This is a genomic window from Veillonella parvula, from assembly GCF_018378075.1.
In the GTDB taxonomy this organism is placed as follows: domain Bacteria; phylum Bacillota; class Negativicutes; order Veillonellales; family Veillonellaceae; genus Veillonella; species Veillonella parvula_K.
This window is the reverse complement of the sequence record NZ_JAGZYE010000015.1, coordinates 1-13467: the sequence shown is the minus strand read 5'-3', so window position 1 is coordinate 13467 and position 13467 is coordinate 1. Positions and strand designations below refer to the sequence as shown.

Sequence of the window (13467 nt, the reverse complement as noted above, 5' to 3'; positions counted from 1 at the left end):
CATGTGTTAAGCACGCCGCCAGCGTTCGTCCTGAGCCAGGATCAAACTCTCCAAGATATCTTGAAGCTATTTGAATAGCTCATTATTTGTTGTCGTTACTTTTAAGTAACTTTGAATTATGGTTGGTTTTGACTATGTCAAAACCCGCACTCTGGCATATGTTCAATCGTTTTGATTGATTACCTATCATTGTTCAGTTTTCAAAGATCTGTTATCAATTTGCACTACTTCATTATTAAGTACTGTCGTAATTGACGACTTGATTATAATAACATTATGACCACTTTCATGTCAACACATTTTATAATCTTTTTTGAAGTTCATTTTAAACCTCTAAGTGTATTGCTACACTCATTAAGAAACAGCCGCTCAAACGACTGTATGCATATTATAGTACAATGAAAATATAATCGCAACCCCCAATTCTCAATTTTACAAAATCTTCATTTTATTTTCATTTTTAACTATAAACCTAATAATTGATTTTACACAATTAACCATGTACAATGTAGCTGTAATAAAGAACTTTCAGCACAAATTAGTTTTCTTTTATAAGCGTTTACCAATATGAATATTACATTATTGTAAGGAGATTGAGTATGAAACTATCAAAACATTTATTATCAAAAGCTGTAGCTATAGCTACTATATGTGCTACTATGGGAACTACCACATTAGCTGCACCACAGGGCACATTTGATACTTCAGAAATTAATATTACTGGTCAATCGTCTCGATCTGTAGCACCTAACTATGCGATTTTAACCCTTGGTATTACAAGCCAAAATACCAATATCAATGCTGCAAAATCTAATAATGATCGTATTATGAGTAATTTAATTAGTCAATTAGCTAACTTAGGTGTTGCCAAAAAAGACATCTATACATCTAGCATTTCCATCAATCCAACGAGTGACTATCAAGACGGCAAACGCATCAATACAGGTTACAATGTATCAAATCATGTAACAGTTAAGATCAATAACCTTGATAACGTAGGAAAGGTTGTCGATGCCGCTGTTAGCGCTGGTGCTAACGACATCAACAACCTTTCATTCCAAAATGATGTGTCTCAACAATTATCTGATTCTTTAACTACAGAAGCGATTCAAAACGGTCGCCATAAAGCAGAAGTTATCGCAGCTGCCCTCGGTCGTACATTGGGACCAGTAAAAACTGTTTCCATTAGCACAACTGAAACTAGCACAATGGACTCTGGTTACTATCGTAACCCAGTAATGCTAAAAGCAGCTCTCGAAACTGCTACACCTGTAGAAAAAGGCTCTTTAATAGTTTCCCAAGACGCTAACATCACTTATTATCTACAATAGAATTTTCCGGTACCACACCTTCGTGTACAGCTACAATGCCGCCTGTCAATTCATGATAGGTGGCATTTTCATATCCTAGAGATTTCCAGATTTCTAAAATCTCACTTTGATGAGGGTATCTACGTAAAGATTCTGGAAGCCAGGCATAGGAAGAGTTATCTTTGCTCAATTTTCCTATAATAGGCAATATATATGAAAAATAGAAGTTATATAACTGTTTAAACCCAAACATACTTGGTTTTGCAAGTTCTAACACCACAACCTTCCCCCCTGGTTTTACCACGCGTTGCATTTCAGACAATACCTGCTTAATATCTGGAACATTTCGCATTGCAAAGCCACTCATTGCAGCATCAAATGTATTATCCTCATATGGTAAGGCCATGGCATCACCTTGTACTAAATTTACTTGATTAAGTAAACCAGCAGCCTCAATACGAACACGACCTTGATTTAACATTTCACTATTAAAATCTAATGCCTCTACCTTCAAAGTGGGCTCTTGACATAATGCTTCCTTCGTAAATACACAAGTGCCACATGCCACATCAAGTACATATTGGTGAGGACCGATATTCATCGCTTTTACAGAGAATTTACGCCAAAAATAATCTTGTCCAAAGCTTAACACCGTATTCATTAAGTCATAGTTTTTTGCAATATTAGAAAAAACGCCTTGTACAAATTTCTCTTTATCTGCATACGTTTTAAATTCTTTAGTATTCATTATGGACCTTTCACAAATCAAGAACTATGTTCAAGAATTATATATGGCATAGTATACCACACTATAGGAACGCTAAAAAGAATCCTAATATATATACTCTATATAGTGACTATGTAATATATACATACCTACTAAAAACACTGGTATTTAGTATTTTCCGCTACATAATATAAAACTAAACACACATATCTATTTTTTACCTATATTCATAATAAATATATACGACTATCGATTATAATATCTATTGCCACCATTTCATGTTCGTTGTATAATGACATATGTCCATGTTGAAAGGATACTTTATCATGGGATTTTATTTGTTTTTATATAAGTATTGGAGTGTACTATGAATCGATTTGTAAAATCAATCAATAGAGTCAGTCTAATCCAACAAATTATCATAGGTTTGATTATTGGTATTTTAACTGCTCTTTATGTGCCCGATGTGGCCAATGAACTTGCTTTATTAGGAGTCCTCTTCGTTGGAGCGCTAAAAGGTATCGCCCCTATCCTCGTATTTTTCTTAGTAATTGCTGCGATTAGTAAACATCGCTCTGGACAAAAAACAGGTATGGGCTCTGTTATAACCTTATATTTACTAGGTACATTCCTATCTGCGGCTTTAGCAGTAATCGTAAGTTTCTTTTTCCCTACTACATTACACCTAGCAACAGGTGCAGCCGATGCCGCACCACCTCAAGGTATCGTAGAGGTTATGACAACATTACTAAAAAATGTAGTTGATAATCCTGTAAAAGCATTAATGACTGCTAACTACATCGGTATTTTAGGTTGGGCACTTATCATTGGTGGTGCTTTACGCCATGCACCGATGAATACGAAGGAAGTTATGGAGTCCATTGCACAAGCTATTACTACTGTAGTAGGTTGGATCATTCGATTCGCCCCTCTTGGTATTATGGGCCTTGTAGCAGAATCCATTGCTACTAACGGCATCGAAGCCTTGATTGGGTACTTTCAATTACTCGTATTATTACTTGGTTCTATGATCTTTGTAGCACTAGTAATCAATCCAATTTTATCCTTTATTTACCTTCGTCGTAATCCATACCCATTGGTATTCAAATGCTTACGAGAATCTGCAATCTATGCGTTCTTTACACGTAGTTCTGCTGCAAACATTCCCGTAAACCTTGATTTAGCCAAACGATTGAAACTTAATCCAGATATGTATTCCGTATCCATTCCATTAGGAGCTACAATCAATATGGGTGGTGCAGCAATTACAATCACAATCATGACATTAGCTGCGGCGCATACATTAGGTATCGTTGTAGATATTCCTACCGCAATCCTATTATCTGTTATTGCCACTATTGGTGCATGTGGGGCTTCCGGTGTTGCAGGCGGTTCCTTGTTACTCATTCCATTGGCTTGTTCCCTATTCGGTATATCCAATGATGTAGCAATGCAAGTTGTAGGCGTAGGCTTTATTATCGGCGTATTACAAGATTCCACGGAAACTGCACTTAACTCTAGCACAGATATCCTCTTCACTGCTACTGCTGATTATGCAAAACGCGGTTATCATCAAGATTGGAACTAAAATTTTTTTAGACGGTCCTTTGGGGCCGTCTTTTTTTTGTAAACTAATTGTACATTCTTTTATAGGACTTTGTGAAAGTTACATATATCCGCGCCTCTTAATTTTCTGGAAATAATATTATGTATTTGGATCAACTAAATATAAACTTTCACCAATCACTAACAAACTATATTGATTTTCTTCAATGTAGTGGTATAATATAGTTAATGATAATAACTATTAGTAGATATATAGGAAGGAATCAACATGAAACAATACGATATTATTGTAGTTGGTACAGGCGGCGCAACCATCGTAGCTGATGCTGCGCTCAAAAAAGGCCTTAAAGTGGCAATCATAGAAAAAGGTAAATTTGGTGGTACATGTCTAACTCGCGGTTGTATTCCTACAAAAGTTATGGTTACAGCAGCTAATGCAATTCAAGAAACAAAAGAATTCAAAAAAATTGGCGTTAACGTTGGACCTGCTACTATGGACTGGCATACTGTGTCCAAGCGTACTTGGCATAAAATTGACGAATCTGCAGGCATCTATGATTATTACAATGCCTATGACAACGTAGATGTGTATCGTGGTGCAGCAAGCTTTGTATCTGATAAAGTGATGAACATCCATCTTAACGATGGGTCTGGCATTGTAGAAATTACAGCGCCTACAATTATCCTTGGTACTGGTGGCTATAGTAATGTACCTAATGTACCAGGTCTTCAAGAATCAGGGTTCCTTACTAGTGAAAGTCTCTTTGGTGATAAATTCCCTAAACAGCCATATAAATCCCTTGCTGTACTTGGTGCGGGTCCGATTGGTGTTGAGTTCGCTCATGTATTTGATTCCGCTGATACAAAAGTAACAATTCTACAACATAATGTACGTTTAGTTCCTAAAGAAGATGCAGATATATCGGAACACTTGCTTAACAACTACAGAGAACGTGGTATTAACGTACTTCTAAACCAAGACACTGTTGAAATCCGTCAAGAAGATGGCCTTAAAGTGGTAGTTACTAAAGATCGTACTACTGGCCAAATTACAGAAACTAAAGTTGAAGAAATCCTTGTAGCTGCAGGTATCCGTCCAGCTGTGGAAGAGCTTCACCTTGAAAATACTGGTATCGAAACATGGCCTAAAGGCTGGATTAAAACTAATGAATTCTTAGAAACATCCGTTGATGGTATCTACGCTTTAGGTGATGTAAATGGTGAACCTGCATTCCGTCACCGTGCAAACTACGAAGCAGATATCATTGCTCACAATCTCTTCTATGCAACAAGTGAAGAGGATTACCGTTGGGCAAGGTATGATACATTACCTAAGGTTACATTCTCCTATCCTGAAATTGGTAGTGTAGGTCTCACAGAGGCAGAAGCTATCAAAGCAGCTTACAATGTAGGGGTTGGGAAGAACTTCTACTCCTCCACTGCAAAAGGCTATGCAATGGGTATCAACCCTGGAGATGTAAACGATGGCTTTGTAAAAATTGTAGTAGATAAAGACACCAACCATATCCTTGGTATGCATGTCGTAGGTCCTCAAGCCTCTATCCTCTTCCAGCCTTATGTGAACCTTATGAATAGTGGTGTAACTCCGTTGACAGCCATCAATGAAGAAATCGCTTCTGAACGCACTAAACGTTTACGTGAAAAAGGTATTACTCGTGAAATGGACCCTAGATCCGTTATCACTGTAGGCGAAACTATGAGCCCACATCCATCCCTCGTCGAGGTTATCATGTGGACACAAGTGTACTACGAAAATCGTTGGTAATACAACTATAGTTATAAATAATAAAAGGACTAAACCTAGGCGCAGTCCTTTTGTTGCAAACATATCTATTGTAAAAAAAATATTCTAACATAAGAGCACTATCAACCGATATTTTATAGTATCGGAATCGCAAAAAAGAGCCAAAGGCATTGCCTTCGGCTCTTTTCTTATTAATCATCAATAGATAGGTTAGCGGCCCATATCTATATCAGAACCCCAAACGAGATTTGTTTTACGACCATCAAAGCCTTGATCTGGCTCAGGTGGTAATTTATAGGATTTAGATTGTTCTACATAAGCACCTGTCTCAGCATCTACTGTAACAACTACTTTTTTACCATCTTGATGCATAGTCACATAGTATAAAACTTTACCATTATGAGCTTCAATTTTCCAGCCCTTCATAACAGCATCATTTCCAAGTTGTTGTTTTGCAACACGTTCTGCTTGTGTTGATTCAATAACTTTATCTTTATTGAAAATCTCACCAATAACTTTCTTAGGTTTGCCCCCCTCTTCCATATCAGAAGCATTACCAGTGATTACGTCAATTTTCATCTTGTACTGATGATACTTACTATAACCAACTACTTTATAACCATAGTTCAAGTCATTAGAGTTGAGCTCTACAGAATGAAGCGCCGCATTTGGATAGCGATTTTGAAAAATAGTTCCAATTTGGCTCATAGTCATAACTATGGACTCGCCAGGTGCACGTTTTACAGAAATATCCGTACTTGTTTCAGGCTTTGTTTTGCGTGCATCTGCCACACTTGGTGTAGCAACGGATAACATGCCCACTGCTAATACCCCCGTTAATGCCATAGAAATCAACTTTTTATTCATTATAATCCTCCTACTAGATACTATGCTTCTATTAATCAAACTATTAGTACACTAGAATTTCTATAAGTTCATGCTATATTCAGCAACACGAAAAATATGTAAATAGTCATATCATTTAGACAATATACTATAAACCTTCATTAGATGCAAGTCGTCCATCTACATCAGTCATAATCAATTTATAGCATGTAGCCACTAAAGGTACACCGATCAACATACCAGTAACCCCCATCAAACTACCGCCTACGATAACAGCAGCAAATACCCACAAACCTGGTAATCCAACAGAGTTACCTACAATTTTAGGATAAATAAAGTTACTTTCAATTTGATGAAGTACCTCTAAAATAATTACATAGATGAGAGCATCCATAGGGCTAACAGTAAGTAGCATAACGGCTCCAATGATACCACCAACATAAATACCTAATAGTGGAATCAATCCAGTTAGACCAATTACACAGGCAATCGTTGTAGCATATTCAATATTAAATAGCCATAAAGTAATTCCTACCATCACGCCTAGAACCAAGGCATCTATAAACTGACCTACAAAAAAATTGCTGAATGTTTGAACTGCTACGCGAGTTACATAACTAACTCGATTTACCCACTCATCTGATGCATATGCCTTTAATATACGTTTACCTTGTAACATAAGGCGTTCCTTATCAAGCAACATATAAACAGCAAAAATTAAGCCAAGACCTATGTTCAAAGTCCAAGACAATACGGTGCCCATTGCATTTACAATATATGTGCCACCTTTTGTCCCCCATTCACGAGTATATTTAGCAATATTCTCTCCACTTAGGGCATCTGTAATCGTTTGATTCGACGCCATTGGAATGGTTTCTGTAATATGTTGCATCCATGTTTGGAAATCCGTATACAATTGCGGTGATGCAGCTACAATAATCGACATAGAATGAATCAATTGAGGTAAAGCCATCCGAGCAATAAAATACACAATAACACTAATTGTTACAAAGGATAGCAAAAGACTCAACGGGCGACGTATTTTATACTTCCATCCAGAGTCACACTTAGGCCATAGCCATCGTTCATAACGAACGACTAGAATATCCAATACGAAAGCAATACAAGCACCCACAATGAGCGGAACAAAAGCCGTAAAGATAGCGTCAAGACCACTAGCAATATCACTTATACGTAGTGCCATCATAATCATAATGCCCGCTAGTATAATAGCTCCTATGAGCTGTTTGTAATATTTGAATTCTTTCATAATAACCTACTTCACATAACACTATTAATAAGCTACACCTATATAACTATACGATTCTCACATCGCATACATTACCAAAGCATAATGAACATTGTATGACCTAGGATTGTATGCAATTTTAGTATAACACAAAAGTCCACCTTATCGCATGCTCGAATTCTCGATAAATAAGAGAGCATGATTGAAGGTGGACTTATTGTAGGCCTAATCTAGATTAGTCTAGAGATTAGCGATGAATATAAACGTCTACACGACGGTTTTCAGCTTTACCTGCTGCTGTAGAGTTAGTTGCAACTGGTTTAACATCACCATTAGCAATACCGATAAGACGATCGGCAGATACACCATGGTTAACTAAATATTGAGCCACATGTTGTACGCGGCGTTCAGACAAAGCAATGTTGTATTGAGGATTTGCATCAGTATCAGCGTTACCCATCAATTTAACTTGGTCTTGAGAATATTGGTTAGCAGCATTTACAGCAGCTGTTAAGTTTGGATATTGGTCTGCACGAGCAACATCTTGGTCGGAGTCAAAGTAGATAGATTGTACATAGTAATCCAATTTAGGAGTTTTATATGCAGGCGCTTCTACAGTAGGAGCTGGAGCCGGAGTGTATACAGGAGCTGGCACTGGAGTGTATACAGGAGCTACGGATTTGTGACCACCGAAACGGTAAGATAATCCTACTACAGGACCTTGGAAGGAAATATTAGACTTATCATCACGTTTAGTATTGATATAACGATACCCTGCATTAATATCCCAGTCTTGGTTAACTTTATAACCTAAACCTGCTTCCCAAGTAGTAGTTCTCTTAGTCCCTACACCCGCTTTACCATAAACGTCTACTTTGGAGCCAAGGTTAGCTTTACCAATTACACCTAATTGAGCAATATTATTTGCTTTAGGGAATGTATCACCAGAAATGTGAGCATAACCGCCATATACTGCAAAATTTTTGTTCAAGGATTGAATCAAATTAACTTCTTGCATTCTGTCACTATAGCTCATACCGTTATATTTATCGTTCAAACCATGGTATTGGTATTGCAACGCTGTTTTATCTGTGAAAGCGTATGTTACACCACCATCAAAGTTCCATTTTGCATCAGAAGTCCAATCTTTAGTTTTTGCTTTAGAATCAGACGCACCAAGATCAACTTGAAACTCACCTTTATTGAATTGAGTTTGAGGAGTTGCACCTGCTACGGACACACCTACAGCAGCAACTGCCAATAAAGCTAATATTTTTTTATTCATTATAATTCCCTCCAAAAACAGCCCTTATAATACTTAGGCTTTGGTAATAATATGCTTATATTTTACACAATTTTTCAATATAATTCAACATTCTTCATGAATATTTGATGAATTTTTAGTTATATCTATCTATAAATATTATAAATATAAATATTTAAACCCTCTCTATTGCCGAATCACTGCGATTCTCTGCACATATTACATTCCCGAAATTATAATACTATTTATCTTTTTTAAGATTCTCTAACAATAATAAAATTACTGGTCTTATAAGTTCATCAAAATCATTATTATATATACTAATAGATCTAACTATAATTGAACGAATAAAAGCTCCCTTATGCACTAAGGAAGCTTTTATCATTTCATATGTATATCCCTTACATATATACGTGAAATCAGAAGTTTCTGGTCAGATAACACATTCCCCAATGTGTCATTTTTTTCACATTACGTATTGTACATCAAAAATTTTTAATAGACAAGAGTTTATTCACTTCTTTTTCATGAATCCTTCTAAAACTTTCAATGTGAAAAAGAATTTACATCTCATTAAACAACCTTATGTTGCCATGTTCCTCGAATAAATCTCAAATAAGAACAACATAATCTTAGAGACTGATCGAAGCACAAAGATAACCATGCCCCAAAAAGCCCTAAACCTAGTGTAATGCACAATAAATAAGTAATAATAGGACGAATGATTGCTACGCTTACAAGAGAATATTTCATGATGTAATATGTATCTCCTGCCCCTTTCAACACACCGGAATACACTTGCTGTAATGCTTGAGGGAATGCAGCGATAGCCATAATGCCCATCAAAGTGGCTGAAAGTGTAACAACATCACTTTCACGAGTATATAACTGTACTAAAAAATCACCAGGACCAATAAAGATTAATGCACTTACAAGGCCCACGACTAAACCAATACGAGCACCAATTTTACCATAAGTACGTGCAATATCTGGTCGTTTGTGTCCCAGACTTTGCCCCGTATGTGATGCACCTGCAAATCCAAGACCCATCGCAAAATAGTAAAATATATCCATTAAATTCATACATACGTAATGTGCTGCTAAAGGTACCGCACCTAAGGAAGCAACAATCATAGTGTATGTATACATACCGAACCGCTCAAAGAACTGTTCTCCTAAAGAACTGCCACCGACATGAAACATTGTATGTAATACGGGCCTTTCAAACATCCATTTCGACGGATGGCGCAATGTTAATCCAGTAGAAGTATGTTGTGAAATCGTACGCAACAACAATAATGCAATAATAGCACTACTGATCATAGTGGATACACCTGCCCCCATAACGCCAAGTTCAGGGAAGAAACCAATACCATAAATCAAGAAGAAATTCATTATCGTATTCAAAATATTCCCTACTACATTAGATTTAAAAATAACTTTAGTGTTACCATATCCAATGAGTGCAGCCCCTACGATTTGGCTAAAGGACTGAAATATTAAGCTAATAACTATGAAACGACCATACCAAACGGCTGTTTCAATATAGCCATCTTCAGCACCCGTAAAACGTAGAATATGCTCTAAGTTCAAGAAACATATCAATAATAACGGTACATAAATTAAAAAATTCAATAAAATAGATTGCTTGAGTACGGCATTCATACCATCTACATCGCCTTCACCATGACGACGAGCTATAATTGCCGTCACAGCAATGGATAATGCTCGACAGAAGATGAGCATTACCATCTCAGGTTGCCCCATAATGCCTACCGAAGCAAGAGCTGACGCACCTAAGGCACCAACCATCGCCAAATCAATGGCAGTCATAAATTGTAACATCAAGCCTTGTAATGTAGCTGGCCAAGCTATTTTTAAATAATTACCATATAGCTGCTTTGTAGTTCCTACAGCTCCTAATCGTTCTGCAACAGGCAACATGGTGTCTATTGAAAGCCATCGTTGTATACGGTCTAACATCCTATCTCCTATTCATGTAAGATCATATAGTAAAGGCATTACTTCACCTCTTATATCTATTGTATTATACCACACAACACATGAGAATTCATTCATATGTTATGCCTTTTAAATAAGAATATATATCAAAATAGCAAAAAAGAACCTCTTATACAAAATGTATATACCCTATCAAGTACAACAATGTATAAGAGGTTCTTAGTTTTACAGGGAAATAACTATCTTAGACTATTATCAAAATTAGTTCTCAACTCTTAACCTTTAGAAGCTAATAATTGATTTACTACGGCACGCAAGTCATCTAAGCCTTGTTTAGTTTCAGCCAATTCTTGACGTTGACGTTCATTTTCAGCTTCCAATGTATTTAAACGTGCTGCTTGATTAGCAATAACCGTTTTTTGATTACTATTCTCTTTTTTGAGGCTAGATACTTCGTCTTGCATTACATAAACAGAGCTAATAGGGCCTGCTTTATAACGTTCTGGAATAGCGTCTTTTCTTTCACGACTACCACCAAATTTATGCGTTACACCTGCATTTACCATGTTATGGCTAGTGCCAAGTGAAACACCTACGTTGAACATAGTATCTTCAGTTCGGTAGTGAGCAATACCGATGGCACCAGCAGTTTCACCACGGTAGTTACCTATACCAGCCATAATTTGTGTTGGTTCCAATGGATCATATTGAATTGGTTTCAACGCTGCCATAGCTGCCGCATGAGCACCAACACGTTGTGTTTCAGTAGCGACACGGTTAACAGCTTCTTGTAAACCAGCATTAGATACTTTCAATTGGCTAACATTTACTGCATCAGTATCAGCTGTGCCAGGCGCTACCCCATGAATTTGATTGCCACCATTATTTAAGCCGTCTACAGTAAGTGATACAGGGTTAGCTGCTGCATCTGCAGGAGTAATAGACATACCACCCCCATTAATTGTAGTAGAGTTGCCAGCTGCATCTTTCACAGTTGTACCTGCAGGGGTGATTTTAGTAGATACACCGTTTTCATCACCTACAGTAACACTGTTTAGGCCTTTTAAGTCTTTAGCCAAGCCATATGTGAAAGTAGTTCTGTCTTGGTTAACTACAAGATTATCACCAGCTTGGAATTTTACGGTATCCCCACCTTGTACTTTTTCAACAGTACCTCCTGCAGCTGTTACCTTCCATGCAGATATATCATTAACTTGTTGTTTACCAGTCTCTGTCAAGTTGCTCAAATCTTGATTTGCTGCATTATCGATTTTTGCTTTAGTTTGATCATCAATCTTAACAGTTACATCTTCACCATTAGCTATAGTTGTTAAACCGTTTTCGCCTTTAATATTGAATTTTACATCGCCTGTACTCAACGATTTTTCATCAGTCAAACCAGAGTTACCACCTAAAGAAATCTTACGAGCAATAGCTGTCGTGTTTTTGTCGATATTAGCTTTATTGGTTGCGATGTTATCCTTATTAGTTGCAATATCACTAGTATTTTTAGTTATAGCCGCTTTGTTATCAGCAATATTTTGTTTGTTCACAGCAATATTGTCCTTATTAGTTGCAATATCAGCAGCATTTCTATCAATTGCAGCTTTATTATTAGCTATTTTTTGCTTGTTATCCGCAATGGCATCAGCATTTTTACCAATCTTATCTGTATTATCAGCAATGTTGGCTTTGTTTTCTGCTACTTGATCATCAACATGTTTCAATTGATCTTCTGTGGCGGCACGTCCAGAGACAGGCTGTGTTTGACCCGGAGTCCATGCAGTGTTAGTCAAACCCGTTACTTGAGGTGTTTCTACACCTTCTGTAGCTTTCACTTTTGGTGCTGTAATGGTTTGATTTGCTTTTACAGTATTGAAAGTTACGTCTTGTTTAGTAGCAATTGTGAAATCTTTACCATTTTGAGTAATGGAAATGTTATCACCATCGATAAACTTAACTGTATTGCCACCTTCAACTTTTTCAGCAGTATTACCATTAGCTACTACATTCCATGCGGATAAATCTTTAACTTGTTGTTTGCCAGCATCTGTTAAGTTGCTCAGATCCGTATTTGCTGCATTGTTGATTTTATTAGCCGTAGCATCATCTAATTTGACAGTTACATCTTCTCCATTAGCTTCAGTAACAATACCATTTTGCCCTTTAATATTGAATTTCACATCACCTGTACTTAAGGATTTCGCATCTGTTGAACCAGTATTACCACCTAAGGAAATCTTACGACCAATAGCTTCTGTATTTTTATCAATATTAGCTTTATTGGCTGCGATATCGCCAGCATTTTTAGTGATGGCCGCTTTGTTATCAGCAATATTTTGCTTATTCGTCGAAATATTGTCTCTATTGGTAGCAATATCAGCAGCATTTCTATCAATTGCTGCTTTATTGTCAGCTATTTTTTGCTTGTTATCTGCAATGGCATCAGCATTTTTGCCAATCTTAGCTGTATTATCAGCAATATTGGCTTTGTTTTCTGCTACTTGATCATCAATATGTTTCAATTGGTCTTCTGTGGCTGCACGACCAGATACAGGTTGTGTTTGTCCCGGAGTCCATGCAGTGTTGGTCAAACCTGTTACTTGAGGAGTTTCAACCCCAGTTATCGCTTTAACCTTTGGCGCTGTAATCGTTTGAGTAGCTGTTACCGTATCAAAAGTTACATCTTTCTTAGTAGAAATGGTGAAGTCCTTTCCATTTTGAGTAATGGAAATGTTATCACCATCGATAAACTTAACGGTGTTACCACCTTCAACC

At 37.0% G+C, this 13467-nt stretch carries 9 protein-coding genes; 3 read left to right on the top strand and 6 right to left on the bottom strand.

The genetic code is table 11. From position 1 onward, the window contains the following. Window positions 1-599 precede the first annotated feature (599 nt). Window positions 600-1331: an SIMPL domain-containing protein gene (locus KH286_RS09395; protein ID WP_278617858.1), complete on the top strand. Its 732-nt coding sequence runs from the start codon at window positions 600-602 to the stop codon at window positions 1329-1331. Here KH286_RS09395 and KH286_RS09390 read toward each other — a convergent pair. Continuing rightward, window positions 1312-2058, bottom strand: coding sequence for a ubiquinone/menaquinone biosynthesis methyltransferase (locus KH286_RS09390; protein ID WP_077708221.1), 747 nt, complete (start codon window positions 2056-2058; stop codon window positions 1312-1314). The two genes, KH286_RS09395 and KH286_RS09390, sit on opposite strands and share 20 nt — an antisense overlap. A gap of 346 nt (window positions 2059-2404) precedes the next feature. On the opposite strand from KH286_RS09390, the gene sstT reads away from it, so the two are divergent. Continuing rightward, window positions 2405-3625, top strand: a complete 1221-nt coding sequence (gene sstT / locus KH286_RS09385) for a serine/threonine transporter SstT (protein ID WP_278617857.1) — start codon at window positions 2405-2407, stop codon at window positions 3623-3625. 246 nt (window positions 3626-3871) lie between these two features. After that, window positions 3872-5389: a dihydrolipoyl dehydrogenase family protein gene (locus KH286_RS09380; protein ID WP_278617856.1), complete on the top strand. Its 1518-nt coding sequence runs from the start codon at window positions 3872-3874 to the stop codon at window positions 5387-5389. Window positions 5390-5578: 189 nt separating this feature from the next. Here the strand turns inward: KH286_RS09380 and KH286_RS09375 are convergent, their stop codons facing one another. The 5 genes from KH286_RS09375 to KH286_RS09355 all read right to left on the bottom strand — a co-directional run. Further along, window positions 5579-6235: a PepSY domain-containing protein gene (locus tag KH286_RS09375; RefSeq protein ID WP_004692962.1), complete on the bottom strand. Its 657-nt coding sequence runs from the start codon at window positions 6233-6235 to the stop codon at window positions 5579-5581. A 127-nt stretch (window positions 6236-6362) separates the two neighbouring features. Then, the gene (locus tag KH286_RS09370) at window positions 6363-7484 is read right to left on the bottom strand and encodes an AI-2E family transporter (protein ID WP_278617855.1); all 1122 of its coding nucleotides are present in this window, start codon (window positions 7482-7484) and stop codon (window positions 6363-6365) included. Between the two features lie 226 nt (window positions 7485-7710). Then, window positions 7711-8748 (bottom strand): OmpA family protein, encoded by a 1038-nt coding sequence (locus KH286_RS09365; RefSeq protein ID WP_278617854.1) that lies wholly within the window; start codon window positions 8746-8748, stop codon window positions 7711-7713. A gap of 552 nt (window positions 8749-9300) precedes the next feature. Then, window positions 9301-10710, bottom strand: a complete 1410-nt coding sequence (locus KH286_RS09360) for an MATE family efflux transporter (protein WP_101928980.1) — start codon at window positions 10708-10710, stop codon at window positions 9301-9303. Window positions 10711-10964: 254 nt separating this feature from the next. After that, the coding region (locus KH286_RS09355) for a YadA-like family protein (RefSeq protein ID WP_278617853.1) at window positions 10965-13467 on the bottom strand (2503 nt) is incomplete at its 5' end.

Bases quoted from the DNA above. Each gene is read 5' to 3' on its own strand.
- KH286_RS09395 (WP_278617858.1), top strand. From the start codon at position 600: ATGAAACTATCAAAACATTTATTATCAAAAGCTGTAGCTATAGCTACT.
- KH286_RS09390 (WP_077708221.1), bottom strand. From the start codon at position 2,058: ATGAATACTAAAGAATTTAAAACGTATGCAGATAAAGAGAAATTTGTA.
- sstT (WP_278617857.1), top strand. From the start codon at position 2,405: ATGAATCGATTTGTAAAATCAATCAATAGAGTCAGTCTAATCCAACAA.
- KH286_RS09380 (WP_278617856.1), top strand. From the start codon at position 3,872: ATGAAACAATACGATATTATTGTAGTTGGTACAGGCGGCGCAACCATC.
- KH286_RS09375 (WP_004692962.1), bottom strand. From the start codon at position 6,235: ATGAATAAAAAGTTGATTTCTATGGCATTAACGGGGGTATTAGCAGTG.
- KH286_RS09370 (WP_278617855.1), bottom strand. From the start codon at position 7,484: ATGAAAGAATTCAAATATTACAAACAGCTCATAGGAGCTATTATACTA.
- KH286_RS09365 (WP_278617854.1), bottom strand. From the start codon at position 8,748: ATGAATAAAAAAATATTAGCTTTATTGGCAGTTGCTGCTGTAGGTGTG.
- KH286_RS09360 (WP_101928980.1), bottom strand. From the start codon at position 10,710: ATGTTAGACCGTATACAACGATGGCTTTCAATAGACACCATGTTGCCT.